Annotated in this window: 12 protein-coding genes and 1 pseudogene; 6 read left to right on the top strand and 7 right to left on the bottom strand. The window is 63.5% G+C overall.

Annotated elements, in window-relative coordinates:
- Nucleotides 1-75: 75 nt before the first annotated feature.
- On the bottom strand, nt 76-912 hold the full coding sequence (locus tag IVA91_RS08385; RefSeq protein ID WP_247416945.1) for a cysteine rich repeat-containing protein: 837 nt from the start codon (nt 910-912) through the stop codon (nt 76-78).
- 155 nt (nt 913-1,067) lie between these two features.
- Nucleotides 1,068-2,068 (bottom strand): annotated as a pseudogene (locus IVA91_RS08380) (NADP-dependent oxidoreductase).
- 205 nt (nt 2,069-2,273) lie between these two features.
- Between IVA91_RS08380 and IVA91_RS08375 the strand changes: the two are divergent.
- Nucleotides 2,274-3,572, top strand: a complete 1,299-nt coding sequence (locus IVA91_RS08375) for a dicarboxylate/amino acid:cation symporter (RefSeq protein ID WP_247276360.1) — start codon at nt 2,274-2,276, stop codon at nt 3,570-3,572.
- A 9-nt stretch (nt 3,573-3,581) separates the two neighbouring features.
- The gene (locus tag IVA91_RS08370; protein WP_247276361.1) at nt 3,582-4,523 is read left to right on the top strand and encodes an amino acid ABC transporter substrate-binding protein; all 942 of its coding nucleotides are present in this window, start codon (nt 3,582-3,584) and stop codon (nt 4,521-4,523) included.
- A 184-nt stretch (nt 4,524-4,707) separates the two neighbouring features.
- On the opposite strand, the gene IVA91_RS08365 is transcribed toward IVA91_RS08370, so the two are convergent.
- Nucleotides 4,708-5,508, bottom strand: coding sequence for an ATP-grasp domain-containing protein (locus IVA91_RS08365; RefSeq protein ID WP_247276362.1), 801 nt, complete (start codon nt 5,506-5,508; stop codon nt 4,708-4,710).
- Nucleotides 5,509-5,881: 373 nt separating this feature from the next.
- Between IVA91_RS08365 and IVA91_RS08360 the strand changes: the two genes are divergently transcribed.
- From IVA91_RS08360 to IVA91_RS08350, 3 genes are all read left to right on the top strand, one after another.
- Nucleotides 5,882-6,655: a ferredoxin--NADP reductase gene (locus tag IVA91_RS08360; protein WP_247276363.1), complete on the top strand. Its 774-nt coding sequence runs from the start codon at nt 5,882-5,884 to the stop codon at nt 6,653-6,655.
- Nucleotides 6,656-7,059: 404 nt separating this feature from the next.
- Nucleotides 7,060-8,685, top strand: a complete 1,626-nt coding sequence (locus IVA91_RS08355; protein ID WP_247276444.1) for an FMN-binding glutamate synthase family protein — start codon at nt 7,060-7,062, stop codon at nt 8,683-8,685.
- Nucleotides 8,686-8,786: 101 nt separating this feature from the next.
- A complete protein-coding gene (locus IVA91_RS08350) occupies nt 8,787-9,026 on the top strand; it encodes a PilZ domain-containing protein (RefSeq protein WP_247276445.1) in 240 nt (79 codons plus the stop codon).
- Between the two features lie 72 nt (nt 9,027-9,098).
- Here the strand turns inward: IVA91_RS08350 and IVA91_RS08345 are convergent, their stop codons facing one another.
- From IVA91_RS08345 to IVA91_RS08330, 4 genes are all read right to left on the bottom strand, one after another.
- Nucleotides 9,099-10,394, bottom strand: coding sequence for a hemolysin family protein (locus IVA91_RS08345; RefSeq protein WP_247276364.1), 1,296 nt, complete (start codon nt 10,392-10,394; stop codon nt 9,099-9,101).
- Between the two features lie 286 nt (nt 10,395-10,680).
- Entirely contained in the window at nt 10,681-12,651 is a 1,971-nt protein-coding gene (locus tag IVA91_RS08340; protein ID WP_247276365.1) for a carbohydrate porin, read from the bottom strand.
- Between the two features lie 396 nt (nt 12,652-13,047).
- Nucleotides 13,048-13,311 carry a hypothetical protein gene (locus IVA91_RS08335; RefSeq protein ID WP_247416941.1) on the bottom strand — a complete coding sequence of 88 codons (264 nt, stop codon included), beginning with the start codon at nt 13,309-13,311 and terminating at the stop codon, nt 13,048-13,050.
- 140 nt (nt 13,312-13,451) lie between these two features.
- Entirely contained in the window at nt 13,452-14,258 is an 807-nt protein-coding gene (locus IVA91_RS08330) for a creatininase family protein (RefSeq protein WP_247276367.1), read from the bottom strand.
- A 165-nt stretch (nt 14,259-14,423) separates the two neighbouring features.
- On the opposite strand from IVA91_RS08330, the gene IVA91_RS08325 reads away from it, so the two are divergent.
- Nucleotides 14,424-15,446 (top strand): ABC transporter substrate-binding protein, encoded by a 1,023-nt coding sequence (locus IVA91_RS08325; RefSeq protein ID WP_247276368.1) that lies wholly within the window; start codon nt 14,424-14,426, stop codon nt 15,444-15,446.
- The last annotated feature ends 118 nt before the right edge of the window (nt 15,447-15,564 follow it).

Genomic DNA, 15,564 nt, shown 5'->3' with positions numbered 1-15,564 from the left:
GCAGGCGTGCGGGAATTCATTCGCGCACGCTGCCAATCATTGCCCCTGTGCCTTGGCGCGCGATCGTGCGCCGCCTCATCGCACTGCGAACGGGGCGAGCACGTCCTTGCACGCGGGCGATAGCGAGGCGGCATTGCTGGAGATGCATTGAATGATGCGGCCGCCGCCGGGCGCGACGCCGGCGCAGAGCGTGCGGATGTCGGCGCCGCAGGCCGACCTTGCGATGAACAGTTCTTCGCGCGGCCGCAGCGGGCGCAAAGCGATCGCCGCTGGCGCGGCCGCCGGCGCTGCTGCCGCGGGAGCTGCACCCGCGGGCGCTGCCGTTGCAGCCGCGCCACCGCCGGACGCCGCACTCAACGCGCTCTGGCAGGCCGGCGAGACCTTGGCCTTGTTCTTCTCCAGGCATTCGAGCGCGGGGGCGCCGCCCGGCGGCACGCTGGCGCACACCTTAGGATAATCGGCGCGGCACGCGCTCCTGACCGCCGCAACCTGCGCGCTGCTCGGCTGCGTGGCGGCAGCAGCCTTCGGCGCCGGCGCGGCGGCCGGCTTTGCAGCGGGAGCGGAGTCAGCCTTCGGCGCGGCAGGCGCCGCTGCTGCCTTGGGCGCAGCCTCGGTCTTCGGCGCAGCGGGCGCAGCTTCGGTCTTCGGAGCCGAAGCAGGCTCTACCGCGCGGACCGCGATCTGGCATCCCGATGACAGGCTGGACATGTTCTTTGCCAGACATTGATACGCTTCCACGCCGCCGGGCGTCACGCTCGAGCAATGCGCCATGAAGTCCGAGCGGCATGCCGAGCGGATGGCGCTCTTCTGCGCCTCGGTCGGCGTTTGCGCCAACGCGCCTGTTGCAGTTGCGAAGAACGCTGCCGTCAGCAACACCTTGCGCGTTGATGCATGTTTCAACGTGTTGAACATCTGGCTGATTTCCTGCCCTGTCGGTCACGCCGACGACTCTTAAAATGTAATGCAATCGCAATCGTCGCGAATGATGCCTCGCGCGTGGCATCATTCGCCGCTTTGATCTCTCCTGCAAGTCAATTATGCTGGTGCAATTGCGCCGTGGCGGCGTCTCAGAGCCTTATCATGCGCTTGCCGCGGTTCTCGCCCGCCAGCAATCCAATCAGCGCGTGCGGAGTGTTCTCGAGGCCATCGATAATGTCCTCTTGCACCTTCAGCTTGCCCGATTTGACCCACGCTTGGAGGTCTGCCAGTGCGCGCTGGCTGTCCTTCATGTAGTCCATCACGATGAAGCCCTGCATGACGAGCCGCTTCACCACGATCAAGCCGGGCACGCCGCGCGGCCGTGTGCGGCGGGCGCGCCGTCATATTGCGAGACCGCACCGCAGCAGGCGATGCGGCCGTAATTGTTCATCTGCGGCAGGCAGGCTTCCAGAATGTCGCCGCCGACATTGTCGAAATAGACGTCGATGCCCTTGGCTGCAGCTGCGCGCAGCGCCTTGAACACCGCGCCGTCCTTGTAGTCCACGGCCGCATCAAAGCCGAGCTCGGAGGTCAGCCAATTGCATTTGTCGGCGCCGCCGGCGATGCCGATCACGAGGCATCCTTTGATCTTGGCGATCTGTCCGACGAGTGAGCCGACCGAGCCCGCGGCCGCGGAGACCACGACCGTCTCGCCCTCCTTGGGCTTTCCGATCTCCAGCAGGCCGAAATAGGCGGTCAGGCCGGCGATGCCGAACACGCTGAGCAGATGCGTCATCGGCTCGAGTTTCGGCATCTTGGTGAGATGCTTCGCCGGCACCGCGGCATATTCCTGCCAGCCGGTGTCACCGAACACGATGTCGCCCGCCGCCAGCTCCGGCGCCTTCGAGCTGACAACCTCGGCAATGGCGCCGCCGGCCATCACGCTGTTGGCTTCGACGGCGGAGCGATAGGTCGCGCCGTGCATCCAGGCGCGGTTGGCGGCGTCGAGCGAGATGTATCGCACGCGCAGCAGGGCCTCGCCGTCCTTCGGCTCCGGCACTGCGTTCTCCACCATCTTGAAATGCTCGGGCCCGAGCTTGCCGCTGGGCTTTTCCACCAGGAGAATCTGGCGATTGATGTTGCCGCTCATGGCGTTCCCCTCTCCGATCGTTTTATTGATGCAGCGGCAGCCAAGAAAACGTGCAAGCCGCATTTGTTGTGCGCTGCATGAAAGCTAGATCGCGGCGTTCCATTTCACAACGAGAACATCCGGCCAACACGAGCACACGCAAAGCGTGTTGCGTCGCTGTGATATCTGCGACATCATGAAGCGCCGGTGTACGTGGGGGTAAGCGATGTCCAACAGGTTCACGCAATACATTCTGGCCGCGATGGTGCTGGGCATTGTCATGGGCTCGGCGATCTACAATTTCCTGCCCGACACGCGCGCCGACTGGGCCTCGTCCATCAACCTGATCGCCATGATGTTCCTGCGCCTGATCAAGATGATCATCGCGCCGCTGGTGTTCGCGACCCTGGTCGGCGGCATCGCCCATATGGGCTCCGGCTCCAAGCTCGGCCGCATCTTCGCCAAGACCATGGGCTGGTTCGTCAGCGCCTCCTTCGTGTCGCTGCTGCTCGGCCTCATCATGGTGAATTTGCTTCAGCCCGGCGCGAACTTCCCCGGCACGCTGCCCGCGGCGGGCCAATCGACAGGCCTGCCGGTTTCCGCCTTCTCAATCGAGAAATTCTTGACCCATTTGATCCCGACCTCGATCGCGGACGCGATGGCGCAGAACGAAATCCTCCAGATCGTGATCTTCGCCGTGTTCTTCTCGGTGGCGATGGGCGCGATGCCCGAGCGCTCTAAGCCGATCCTGGCGCTGATCGACGACATCGGCCACATCATGCTAAAGGTGACGAGCTACGTGATGTTGTTCGCGCCACTCGCGGTATGGGCCGCCATCACCGCGACGGTCGCCAAGAACGGCCTCTTGGTGCTCTGGAAGCTCGTCGTCTTCATGGGCGGCTTCTATCTCTCGCTGGCGATCCTGTGGACCATCCTGGTCATCGTCGGCTTCATTGTGATCGGGCCACGCTACGGCCATCTGCTGAAGCTGATCCGCGAGCCCCTGATGATCGCCTTCTCGACCGCGAGCTCGGAAGCGGCCTATCCGAAGACGCTGGAGGGCCTCAACCGCTTCGGCGCCTCGTCGCGGATCTCGAGCTTCGTGCTGCCGCTCGGCTATTCGTTCAACCTCGACGGCACGATGATGTACTGCACCTTCGCCAGCGTCTTCATCGCGCAGAGCTACCACATCGACATGCCGCTCGGCACCCAGCTCGCCATGCTGGCGACGCTGATGATCACCTCCAAGGGCGTCGCCGGCGTGCCGCGCGCCTCGCTCGTCGTGATCGCCTCGACGCTGGCGCAGTTCAACATCCCCGAGGCAGGCCTCTTGATGATCATGGGCATCGACACCTTCCTGGATATGGGCCGCAGCGCCACCAACGTGATCGGCAACACGCTGGCGACCTCGGTCGTGGCCAAATGGGAAGGCGAACTCGGGCCCGAGCACGAGCTTGGACCTAGTGATGCGGTGCCCGAGGATATGGTGCCCGGTGAAGTGCCCGCAATGGCCGGCCATGGGTAGGAGCGAACCATGGGCCAGTTCCTGGCGAGGTCACTGACCTCATTCTGCCTGTGGCTCGCGGCATGTTTGCTGACGACTTCGTTGTTCGTGAGCTCGGCATTCGCCCAGACCGGCAGCGAAGGGCTCAGCCCGACGCTGTCGGCCATCAAGAAGGCGCACGCGGTGCGGCTCGGCTATCGCGAGAGCTCGCCGCCGTTCTCCTTCCTCGACCAGGCGGGTCGCCCGATCGGCTACAGCCTCGAGCTCTGCGAAGCCATCGTCGAGGAGATCGGCATCGAGGTCGACGATCCCAATCTCAGGATAGATTACGTCAAGGTCACCTCGGACGACCGCATCGAGGCCGTGCTCCAGAACAAGATCGACCTTGAATGCGGCTCGACCACCGCCAATGCCGAGCGCGGCAAGCGCGTTGCCTTCTCGCCACTGATGTTCGTCGCCGGCACCAAGCTGATGGTGCCGAAGGCGTCGAACGTCCGGTCGCTGACAGATCTGAAGGGCAAGACCATCGTGGTGACGAAGGGCACCACGAACGAGCAGGCGATCCAGGCAGCCGACAAGAAGCTCTCGCTCGGTCTTAACATCGTGACCGCGCCGGATCACGAGCAGTCGTTTCAGATGGTGAACGACGGCAAGGCGGATGCGTTCGCGACCGACGACATCCTGCTCTACGGCCTGATTGCGCGTCACAAGGCCCAGGAATATTTTCGCGTGGTCGGGGACTATCTGTCCTACGATCCCTACGGCATCATGTTCAGGAAGGGCGAGCCGCAACTCGCCGCCGTGGTCGAGCGCGCCTTCCGCAAGCTCGGTTCCAACCGCGACCTCATCCCGCTCTACAACAAATGGTTCACAGCCAGGCTTCCCACCGGCGAACGGCTGAACGTACCGATCTCGCTGCAACTGGAAGAAGCCTTCAAGGCGATGGACGATTCGCCGGGCGCGAATAATTAGGCGGCTTTCTCTCTTACCCTCCCCTTGAACGGGGATGGTCGAAGCGCGAGCGGGGGTGGGGTAATCTCTCCCCACGGGCAGTGTTCGAAGTGGAGAGATCACCCCACCCCGCTGCGGATTCCGCTTCGCGCCGTGCACAGCGACCCTCCCCCTCCAGGGAGGGTGGGCACCTGCGCCGCCGCTGCTAACGTCCGGCAAACACCCGGTCCAGCGCCGCGTCGTACGTCGCCTGCACCAACTCCGGATGCAGCTTCGCCAGCGACTCCATCATCACGCCGGAATTGATCTCGAGCACGCACCAATCGGCGTCGACGCGCACCACGTCGATCGACGCAAAGGCGATGCCGATCGCGCGCGCGGCATCGATCGCGAGCTTCACGCAAGCCGTTCGAACCTCGCCGCTCTCCAGCAATACCGGCTTTGCGCCGCCATCAAGATTGTGTCGCCAATCTCTGCCACGCTGCTTGCCGTAGACGACGAGGGGTACATCATCGAGCAGCACCACACGGACCTCGTCCTCGATCGCGACATAGGGCGAGATCACGAGGCCGGCACTCATCGAAAAAACCTCGCCAACCGCGTGATCCAGTTCCGCCTCCGTCGTCACCTTGAACACCGAGCGCCCCGATGTCCCCTCATTCGGCTTCACCACCACGCCTTGCGGATGGCCGTGAAGCAGCTCAAGCATTGCACCTCGCCAGGTGGGGCCAACGACATTCTGGCCGAGCTTCGGGTTGAGGAACAGTTGATGCGGAATGCACGGCACGCCCTCCAGCGCCAGCGCCTCGGCGGTGGCCGATTTGTCGTTGGCGAGACGATGCGCGATGGCGCTGTTGAGGCCGATGTCGTAGCCGAAGGCGAAGCGGCGCGTCTTGCCCCGGCGCATCGCAACCAGCCAGCCGCTGGCATGGACATCGACCGCAATGCCATGGTCCGCGCAATAGCGCCTGATCGCCTGGATGAAGATCCGCTCGCCGCTCGCCATGGTTTCGGTCGTTCCTGTCGCCAAAAGCCGCGAAAATGCGGGAAACGGCGCCAAACCGGGGTCAAAATCAGAGCTATTCTTAATGAAATTCTCGTTAGCGCCACGGAAATTAACTGCTGCCATCGAGCCCCCCAGGGAAAAGAAATTGCCCGCCGCGCGCGCGGGGCAGCAAATCCATTAATGATGCGCCCAATTCCGCCCAAATGCCGGTTTGGTCGGCACCAATTGCTTCCGAAACGAGGTTGATTATTGGTCTCAATGGCGTAGATCACACACGCGAAATCCTCCGCCAGGCAAATGGTGCTCGCCCCGCCGTCAGGGGCAGGGCGATGCTTTTGCCCGAAAACCGCAAATATTCGGAAGATCGAAAATCATGAGCGCGTTTTACCGAGAAAAGGTTCTTTCCGTCCACCACTGGACCGACACGCTGTTCAGCTTCCGCGCCACGCGTGATACCGGCTTCCGCTTCCAGAACGGCCAGTTCGCCATGATCGGCCTCGAGGTTGATGGCCGCCCGCTGCTGCGCGCCTACAGCATGGCGAGCGCCAATCACGAGGAACAGCTCGAGTTTTTCTCGATCAAGGTTCAGGACGGTCCGCTGACCTCGCGCCTTCAAAAGATCAAGGAAGGCGACACCATTCTGGTCGGTCGCAAGGCGACCGGGACGCTGATCACCGACAATCTGCTTCCCGGCAAGCGGCTGATGCTGTTGTCGACCGGAACCGGCCTTGCGCCGTTCGCGAGCCTGATCAAGGATCCCGAGGTTTATGACCAGTTCGAGTCGATCGTGCTGGTCCATGGCTGCCGCCAGGTCTCCGAGCTCGCCTATGGCGAGAAGCTGGTCGCGAATTTGCGCGAGGACGAGGTGTTCGGCGAACTGCTCGCGGACAAGCTCGTCTACTACCCGACCGTGACCCGCGAGCCGTTCCGCAACCGCGGCCGCATCACCGACCTCATCAACTCCGAGCAGATCTTCAACGACATCGGTCAAAGCCCGCTCGACATCGCAACCGACCGCATCATGATGTGCGGCAGCCCGGCGATGCTCGAAGAGCTGAAGCTGATGTTCGAAGGCCGCGACTTCGTCGAAGGCTCCGGCAACAAGCCTGGCCATTTCGTGATCGAAAAGGCGTTCGTCGAGCGCTAAGCCCTCGCTCTGTGTCGTCTCGGTGTCGTTCTGGCGAAGGCCAAGACCGGTACCCACCGTGAAGTTTGGCGAAGGCTGGTCGTTGCCAGTCTTCGCAACAACCCCCGCTTAGGGGTGTTGCTGGCTTTGCCCTGGCTTTCGCCAGGAGGACAGCGGCGGGTGAGGCGCCTTTGCCCGCTTAGCCGCGTCCCTTTCCCCTTCTGCTGCACTGCAAAAGCCCGCCCATCGGGCTGATTGATTTGTCTCAGCCGAATTCGCTAGCCTGAAACAAGGGCCGCGTCATATCCGTATGACAGGCACAGGCGTATCGTATCGCCTCATGCTGGCGAGGGGATCGGATCGTGGCCGAGGACAACAAGACGCACGAAGCTCCCAAACGCCTGCCCCTGGCGGAAGAGGGGGTCATGGAAACCCTGCTGCTTCCGTTCTCCCCGCGCTTCATCGTGCTGACGATCTGCGCGGTCGTCACCGCGCTGCTGATCGCCATCGGTATCGTCGACCGCAAGATCTTCGACATCCTGCTGGTCCCGATCCTGATCTTCGGCGCGCTGACCCTGCTCGGCGTCCGCGATCTCTTGCAGAAGAGTCACGCGGTGCTGCGCAACTATCCGATCTCCGCGCACATCCGCTTCCTCCTGGAAGAAATCCGCCCCGAGATGCGGCAATATTTCTTCGAGAGCGAGAAGGACGGCATGCCGTTCTCGCGCGATACCCGCGCGGTGGTCTATCAGCGCGCCAAGATGGAGCTCGACAAGCGTCCGTTCGGCACCCAGGAGGACGTCTATCGCGAGGGTTACGAGTGGATGCATCACTCGGTCTCGCCGAAGGCGCATGCCGAGGAAAAATTCCGGGTCGTCATTGGCGGACCGGATTGCGCAAAACCCTATTCGGCCTCGGTGTTCAATATCTCGGCGATGAGCTTCGGCGCGCTCAGCCCGAACGCGGTGCGTGCGCTCAATGCCGGCGCGAAGAAGGGCGGTTTCGCGCATGACACCGGCGAGGGCGGCGTCAGCCCCTATCACCGCGAGATGGGCGGCGACATCATCTGGGAGATCGGCTCCGGCTATTTCGGCTGCCGTCATCTCGACGGCAGCTTCGACCCTGAGGCGTTCGCGCGCGTCGCCGGCGAGGACCAGATCAAGATGGTTGAGCTCAAGATCAGCCAGGGCGCCAAGCCCGGCCATGGCGGCGTGCTGCCGGCCGCAAAGGTCTCGGAAGAGATTTCCAAGATCCGCGGTGTCGCGATGGGCGAGGATTGCATTTCGCCGGCCTCGCACCGCGCCTTCTCCACGCCGGTTGGCATGATGCAGTTCATCGCCGAGATGCGCCGCCTGTCCGGCGGCAAACCGGCCGGCTTCAAGCTGTGCATCGGCCATCCCTGGGAGTTCCTGGCGATCTGCAAGGCGATGATAGAGACCGGCATCTATCCTGATTTCATCGTCGTCGACGGCAATGAGGGCGGCACCGGCGCGGCGCCGCTGGAATTCATGGATCACCTGGGCATGCCGATGCGCGAGGGCGTCAATTTCGTCCACAATGCGCTGGTCGGCATCAATGCGCGCGACCGTATCAAGATCGGCGCGTCCGGCAAGATCGCCACCGCCTTCGACATGGCGCGCGCCATGGCGATTGGCGCCGACTGGTGCAATTCGGCGCGCGGCTTCATGTTCTCGCTGGGCTGCATCCAGTCGCTGAGCTGCCACACCGACCGCTGCCCGACCGGCGTCGCGACGCAGGACCCGACGCGCGCGCGCGCGCTCTACGTGCCGCTCAAGATCGACCGCGTGCACAATTACCACCATGCGACGCTGCACTCGCTGACCGAGCTGATCGCCGCTGCCGGCCTCGAACATCCGCAGCAGCTGCGTCCGATCCACTTCAGCCAGCGGACGGCGACAACCCAGGTGCAATCCTTCGCACAGCTCTATCCGGCGCTGCGCCCGGGCGAGCTGCTCGAAGGCACGGAAGATCCTCGGTTTCGCGACGCCTGGCGGATGGCGCGCTCCGAGACGTTCCAGCCCGCGCAGTGAGCGTCGCGCCGCCCCGCAAGGACGCCGGTCCCGGCGCGTAAAATCATCGCGAGCTGGACCGCGTTTAACTCTTGGTTCAACTTTGGGTGTAAATTGTGCCCATGGACGAACGGCGCGACAAGGCGAGACATCGCGTGCTGAAGGCCGGGACGATCGAGTTCGGCGGCGGCGCGATCGACTGCACCATCCGCAATCTGTCCGATACCGGCGCAGCCCTCGACGTCACCAGCCCGGTCGGCATCCCCGAACATTTCACCCTGTTCGTCCAGTCCGACGGGACGCATCGATCGTGCGCCGTGGTCTGGCGCAAGGAAAAGCGGATCGGGGTGAGGTTCGGGTGAAGGTTTTGCGTTTGGCCTGCGCCGGGACGAGTGGGTGCGGCGTCCCGCGCTGGTGCATGCAATGGCGCACCCTCACGCCGCCGCCTGTTCGCCCCTCCGGCTCGCCAGAATCTTGTCGATCCGTCGCCCGTCGAGATCGACCACCTCCATGTGCCAGCCGGCGAAATCGAAGGCGTCTCCGACGTTGGGCAGCATGCTGAACTGTTGCAGCACGAGGCCCGCCACCGTGTTGTAGCGATGCGGCGGCAGCTCGATGCCGAGCAGTTCGCCGAACTCGTCAACCGGCATCCAGCCGGAGATCAGGAGCGAGTCGTCGTCGCGCCTGATAAAGGCCGGCTCGGGCGGTCCTTCCTCGGAATGGAAGGCGCCGACGATCGACTCGAGGATATCGGCGGCTGTCACCATGCCTTCGAAGGCGCCGTATTCGTCGTAGACGAAACCGACGTGAACCGGCGCAGCTTTCAGGATGGTCAGCACGTCGCGGGCATCGGCCGAGGCCGGAATGCCCGGCGCCTCACGCACCAGCGCGCGCAGATCCGGCGTGCGCTCGTTCATATAAGCGATCAGCAGGTCCTTGGCCTGGAGCACCCCGATCGGCTTGTCGCGATCGCCGTCCGAAACGGGGAAACGCGAATGCGGGCTCTTCGCGATGATCTCGTGAATGGTCTTCACATCGTCGTTCAGGTCGATCTCGTCCACCTCGGTGCGCGGCGTCATGACCGCGCCGACTGGCCGATCGCCGAGCCGCATCACGCCGGCGATCATCTCCTTCTCGCCGGGCTCGAGCACGCCGGCGCTTTCGGCCTCGCTGACGAGGTGATGGATTTCGTCCTCCGAGACCTTTTCCTCGGCTCTGCCGCCGCGACCGAGCAGCGCGAGGATCACCTTGCCCGAGACATCGAGCAGGAAGACGAGCGGCAGCGAGATCCGCGCCAGCAGGTGCATCGCGGGCGCGACCCTGACGGCGATGCTTTCGGGGTCGCGCAGTGCCACCTGCTTCGGCACCAGTTCGCCGACGATCAGGGTGGCGTAGGTGATGAGCGTGACGACGATGCCGACGCCGACGATGTCGGCAATGCCTGGGGACATGCCGAGCTCAAGCAGCCATTGCGTCAGCCGCTGCCCGAGCGTCGCGCCGGAGAATGCGCCGGAAAGCACGCCGACCAGCGTGATGCCGATCTGCACCGTCGAGAGGAATTTGCCAGGATCGGCCGAAAGCGTCAGCGCCCGCTCGGCGCCGCGCACGCCCTTGGCGGCGAGCAACGACAGCCGCGCCGGGCGGGACGACACTACGGCGAGCTCGGACATGGACAGCAGGCCGTTGATGACGATCAGGACGACGACGATGACGAGTTCGATCGAGAGCATTGATGTTCCGAGGTAAGCGAGTGTGCTGGGCGCCCAGGCCTTGATATAGGTATTCAGCGAGACACAATCCCGCCGCATCTGGCGCCGCGGGAACCGCATGATCGATGGTTCCTGCGCGCTGGACGCGCGCAATGCGCGCTCCTCACAGGATGAGGACTGAGTGCGCGGTCGCAATTCGACAAGCACCGGCGTAGCTTAGCCTCATCCTGAGGAGCCCGCGCAGCGGGCGTCTCGAAGGACGAGGCGCGCATTCTGTCGCCAAGAAGCCTTGCGGTTGGCTCGCTACTCAGAACTCCCCGTGCAGCCGTCCCGAAAACACCGACACCGGTCCGCGGTCGGCGTTGTAGGCGGGATTGACGATGAGCTGGTAGTCGGCTGTGACGGTGAGGTTCTTGTTCAGCGCGTAGGCGTAATACGTCTCGAGGATGCGCTCCTTGCGGTAGTTGAGCGCGCCGTCGCCGATGAGCACGCCGAGGCCACCGGCGGCCAGGAAGTCACGATAATCCTGCGAGATCGCATTGACGGCGCCGCCGATGCCGATCACGTCGTCGGGCCGGCCCCATCTCGTGCCCTTGATCGAAAGGCCGGCGGACAGGCTGCGGTTGATGTCGGTGAAGGCAATCGTCTCGAACTTGCCGTCGTTCCAGCTCCAGCGGCCGAACAGTCCGAGGTCGTCGGTGATCGCCTGCTCGAGATTGACGACGTAGCCGACCTTGATGCGGCCGCGCCGGGTCTGCGCGATGTCGAGATTGAGCGCGGGATTGTCCAGCGTCTCGCGGAAGCTGCCCATGTTGGCGCTGTCGAGCCAGCCCATGGTCCTGAGCTTGCCGGGGTGGCCGAACAGCGAGAAGCGCGTCTCGAGCTCGACCACGTACTGGCCGCGCTCTGCGACCTTGGTGTCGAAATGATTCGAATTGGGCTCTGCGACCATCAGGAAATAGCCGCCGCGCAACGCCCATTGCTTCTGGTTGAGCTCGGCGGTGACGCCATAGGTGAGGCCGACCTTGTCGGCGGAATAGTCGAAGGCGCCCGGCGCCCATAGCGACCAGTTCATGAAGTCCTTGCGGGTGTCCTTGGCGTAGGCATTGCCGTCGAACACGTCGACCACCGCGAACTTGCCGGCCTGCAAGGTGAGGCGGGACACGTCGACCTTCTGCCCGAGCTGCAACTGGCCGCTCGCGAGCTCCTCTTGCTCGCCGCCGAAGCCGAAGGTCTGGCGCACGAATAGGCGCGAGGTATTGTAATGCGGATAGGGGAAGTTCGACTTCTGCGCTTCGCCGTTGGGGAAGCCGGCGGCGCCAACGGTGTCGTTCAGTCCAAACCCCTGGAGCAGCTCGGGATTGTAATAGACCTCGCCGCCGTCCCAGAGCCGTGCGTTCAGGAACAGGCTGTTGCTCCAGGTCGCTTTGGCCTGCGCCGACGGGGAGAGCGAATTCGGCCCCGTGTAGAGGGCGGGGAACGACGGATAGCCTTGCGGCAGATAGGTGCTCTGGCCGTGAATCTCCCAGCGATCCGATTCCGTGTCGGTCAGGGAGCTCTTCGGGACGTAGCTCGGCAGGCCCTCCCAATCGACCTTGCGGTTGAGGCCGAGCCTGATCTGCTGGAACTCCAGCGACGATGAGCTGTATTGGGCCCCCGTCGAGAAGGCGACGTTGGCGCCATCGAAGCGGCTGTAGAGATATTCGAGCCGCGCACTCCAATGGGGCGCGAAGCCGTATTCGATGCCGGCGCCTGCGACCCAGCCGGGCCGCGTGTTCAGGATTTTTGGGATTTCGGCACTGGAAGCCGGCGCGTCGAAATAGCGCTCGCCCATCCAGGCAAAGCCGCCGGTGACGTAGAGCAGCCACGGACCGCTGGTGTAGCCGACGCGGCCACGCAAGCTCGCGGTGTAGTCCCATTGCTGCGTGACGGTGTTGGCGGGGGTCGAAAGGAAGGAGACGATCGAGTTCGAGGTGATGTAATTGGGAAACGAAAAATCGCCTTCGATACCAACCAGCCACCCGGAATTGAGCCGGTAATTGTAGCCGGCCTGCACGCCGCCCATCATGCCGCTGAAGACGCCGCTGTCGCTGATTGCAGCCCCGTCGTTCAGCGCAAAGTGCGACGAACCTCGGCCATAGCCGGCATGCGCGCCGATATAGAGCCCCGTCCAGTCATAGACCGCTCTCAGCGCCGGGGCCTTCAGCGGCAGATCGGCCGCGGTGCCTGTGGCGGGAAAAGCCAGCACGCCCGTCGCAATCGCCGCGGCCGTCCGCAAGTACCGGTAACGGTGACCTCTCAACGTCAAAACGCACGCCCCCAAACGCGAATGTGTCCCGATGCTGCGGCATCCCTGCCGATTCGTGGCGACCCTGTCATCAGGTCTTGGTTGGCATGCGATCGGGCGAGATGATCTCGATTCGACGCGATTCCGTCCCAAGCACCTGTGCCTGTTGCGAACTTTATTGCGAGTAATTCTCAATAGCAACTGGTGTCAATTGCCGCAGGTGTTGGTTCGCACCCTCATGTGACGGGCCTGCAACAGGGTCGCGGCCCGAAAACAGATGACCCCGCCCGGGGGGACAGCCGGGCGGGGTCGGGGGCACGACACGGGGTGGATGAGGCGCCCGTGTCGGACGCAGGATCCACGTGAGATCGGCCTCAGGTACTCAAGTCAGTAGCAGGTACGAACGCGGCCGACGTACTGGCCGAAAGCGTTGTACTGGGCGACCCAGCCGCAGCGGTGATAGCCGTAGTAATAGGGATCGTTGCTGGCGGCGATTGCGGAGCCGACGACGGCGGCAGTGGCGGTGCCGGCGCCCACACCCCAGCCCCAGCCAAGCGGCTTGGCTTCGGCCTGCGAGGCGGTGGACACGATGCCGCCTGTCACGGCGAGGGCAGCGAGAGCGACAGCGGCAATCCTGGTCTTGATCGACATGTGAAACTCCATCCGGGGTTGAGGCGGTCCGTTGTGGCCCGCGTGCCCAATTGGACGGAGGCTGCGCGCGTCCGGTTCGAAGCCGGCAGATGCGGTCGCGGAGCCCTGTGCTTTCCTGAACAATTCCAGGAGCATGGGATCTAGCCGAGGGGCCCCTTGGCGAGCCTGTTCACGTCGAAGTTATCGACTTCAATCAGCAGCTTGCAAAAGGCCGTCGCGCCCTGATCGATCAGGCGTTCGCCCTTTTCTGCAACGGCCAAAGTCGCATTGCCGACTGCGCCACTGGCGTTGAGATCCTGCGCCTGCCAGGCGAACGGCGCGGGGCGCTGCGTCGACAGCCAGCGATATTGCTGCTCGATCGCGATGCTGCTCGCGGGAAAATCCGCGATCGCATCTTTGCGCACCTGATCGGGGTAGCGCGCCAGCATGATCGAGGTCTCGATCGCACCGCCATGAATGCCGTGGCGAACTTCGTCCGCCGAGAACAGTTTGTCGGCGCCCGACAGCCGCGACCACGACGTCGTCACCACGAACAGTTTCTGGTGCGCGCGAAGATCCTGCGCCACCAGCATCATCGCCGCGCTGTTGCCGCCATGGCTGGTGATGATGACGAGCTTCCTTAACCCGCGTCGGGCGACGTCTTCGCCGATGCCTGTCCATCGCTTCAGCGCAACGTCGGTCGGCAGCGTCTGCGTGCCCGGATAGTCGATATGCTCGGTGGAGATGCCGACTGGTTCAACGGGCAGGAAACTGGCCGGAACAGTTTCGGGCAGCAGCTCGCGCACGCGCGCGAGATAGGCATCCGCAATCAGCACGTCGGTTTCGAGCGGCAGATGCGGGCCATGCTGCTCGGTCGCCGCCAGCGGCAGCACCGCAATCCAACGCGAGGCCTCGGCCGGGGCAACATCGGCCCAGCGGATCTCGGTCCAGTCGCGGGACGGCATCATTGAACTTTCCTTGGAGGTTTCTTTGCCCGAATTTGTCACGTAATTTGGGGTATGAGGGGACGCGGGCCCGGACGGCTCGCGTCCCCGAACTTCATGCGGTTTTATCGCGTTGCGTTCACATGAGCCAGACGCGATTGGGCCAGCAACGATCGACGGAGTCCCTTCATGAGCCCTTCTCATCTGCGGCGAGCGTTAACGGCGGGCTTGATGGCCGCTTTGATCGGAAGCGTCCCGGTGGGGGCCGAAACGCTCGACAAGGTCACCTTCGGCACCAATTGGGTCGCCGAGGCCGAGCATGGCGGCTTCTTCCAGGCGGTCGCCGACGGCACCTACAAGCGTTACGGGCTCGACGTCACCATCGTCCCCGGCGGGCCCAACGAGAACAATCGGATGCTGCTGATCGCCGGCAAGATCGATTTCTTCATGGCCGCGAACACGCTGATGTCGTTCGATGCGGTCGCCAACGACGTTCCCGTCATCACCATCGCCGCGATCTTCCAGAAAGATCCGCAGGTGATGCTGACGCAGCCCGATGCCAAGGTCGCCAAGATTGAGGATCTCAAGCCGCTGACGCTGTTCGTCTCCAAGGAGGGCATGACCAGCTACTTCCAGTGGCTGAAGTCCGAATATGGATTCAGCGAGAAGAACGTCCGCCCCTATAATTTCAATCCTCAGCCCTTCATCGCCAACCCCAAGAGCGCCATGCAGGGCTACGTGACATCCGAGCCCTTCGCAGTCGAGAAGGCGGCCGGCTTCAAGCCCAACGTACTGCTGCTCGCCGATTACGGCTTCAATACCTATTCGACCCTGATCGAAACCCGCCGCGACGTGGTCGAGAAGAAGCCGGATCTGGTGCAGCGCTTCGTCGATGCCTCCATGATCGGCTGGTACAATTACATCTACCGCGACAATTCCGCTGGAAATGCCATGATCAAGAAGCTCAATCCCGAGATGACCGATGATCTGCTCGCCTACTCCGTCGCCAAGATGAAAGAGCACGGCATCGTCGATTCCGGCGACAGCCTGAAGAACGGCATCGGCGCCATGAGCGACGAGCGCTACGCTTCCTTCTTCAACAAGATGGTGAAGGCGGGCGTGGTGAAGCCCGATCTCGACTTCCGCAAATCCTATACGCTGCGCTTCGTCAACAAGGGCGTCGGCGTCGAGCTGCGCCCGAGCAAGCCGTAACGCATGTTGAGATCTGGCGCAGGCGGCTCGGTGTCCTACACCTCTCCCGAAGGGAGAGGTCGCATCGCATCGTCAGATGCGATGCGGGTGAGGGGTTACGCTCCCTGGTGTGACCTGA

The organism is Bradyrhizobium sp. 153 (assembly GCF_023073835.1).
Classification (GTDB): domain Bacteria; phylum Pseudomonadota; class Alphaproteobacteria; order Rhizobiales; family Xanthobacteraceae; genus Bradyrhizobium.
The sequence above is the reverse complement of the archived record's forward strand: the minus strand, read 5'-3'. Positions and strand labels throughout refer to the sequence as shown.

What these genes read in the sequence shown, in the direction of transcription:
- IVA91_RS08385 (WP_247416945.1), bottom strand. Translation starts at nt 912, where the DNA reads ATGTTCAACACGTTGAAACATGCATCAACGCGCAAGGTGTTGCTGACG.
- IVA91_RS08365 (WP_247276362.1), bottom strand. Translation starts at nt 5,508, where the DNA reads ATGGCGAGCGGCGAGCGGATCTTCATCCAGGCGATCAGGCGCTATTGC.
- IVA91_RS08330 (WP_247276367.1), bottom strand. Translation starts at nt 14,258, where the DNA reads ATGATGCCGTCCCGCGACTGGACCGAGATCCGCTGGGCCGATGTTGCC.
- IVA91_RS08375 (WP_247276360.1), top strand. Translation starts at nt 2,274, where the DNA reads ATGTCCAACAGGTTCACGCAATACATTCTGGCCGCGATGGTGCTGGGC.
- IVA91_RS08335 (WP_247416941.1), bottom strand. Translation starts at nt 13,311, where the DNA reads ATGTCGATCAAGACCAGGATTGCCGCTGTCGCTCTCGCTGCCCTCGCC.
- IVA91_RS08355 (WP_247276444.1), top strand. Translation starts at nt 7,060, where the DNA reads ATGGAAACCCTGCTGCTTCCGTTCTCCCCGCGCTTCATCGTGCTGACG.
- IVA91_RS08350 (WP_247276445.1), top strand. Translation starts at nt 8,787, where the DNA reads ATGGACGAACGGCGCGACAAGGCGAGACATCGCGTGCTGAAGGCCGGG.
- IVA91_RS08325 (WP_247276368.1), top strand. Translation starts at nt 14,424, where the DNA reads ATGAGCCCTTCTCATCTGCGGCGAGCGTTAACGGCGGGCTTGATGGCC.
- IVA91_RS08370 (WP_247276361.1), top strand. Translation starts at nt 3,582, where the DNA reads ATGGGCCAGTTCCTGGCGAGGTCACTGACCTCATTCTGCCTGTGGCTC.
- IVA91_RS08360 (WP_247276363.1), top strand. Translation starts at nt 5,882, where the DNA reads ATGAGCGCGTTTTACCGAGAAAAGGTTCTTTCCGTCCACCACTGGACC.
- IVA91_RS08345 (WP_247276364.1), bottom strand. Translation starts at nt 10,394, where the DNA reads ATGCTCTCGATCGAACTCGTCATCGTCGTCGTCCTGATCGTCATCAAC.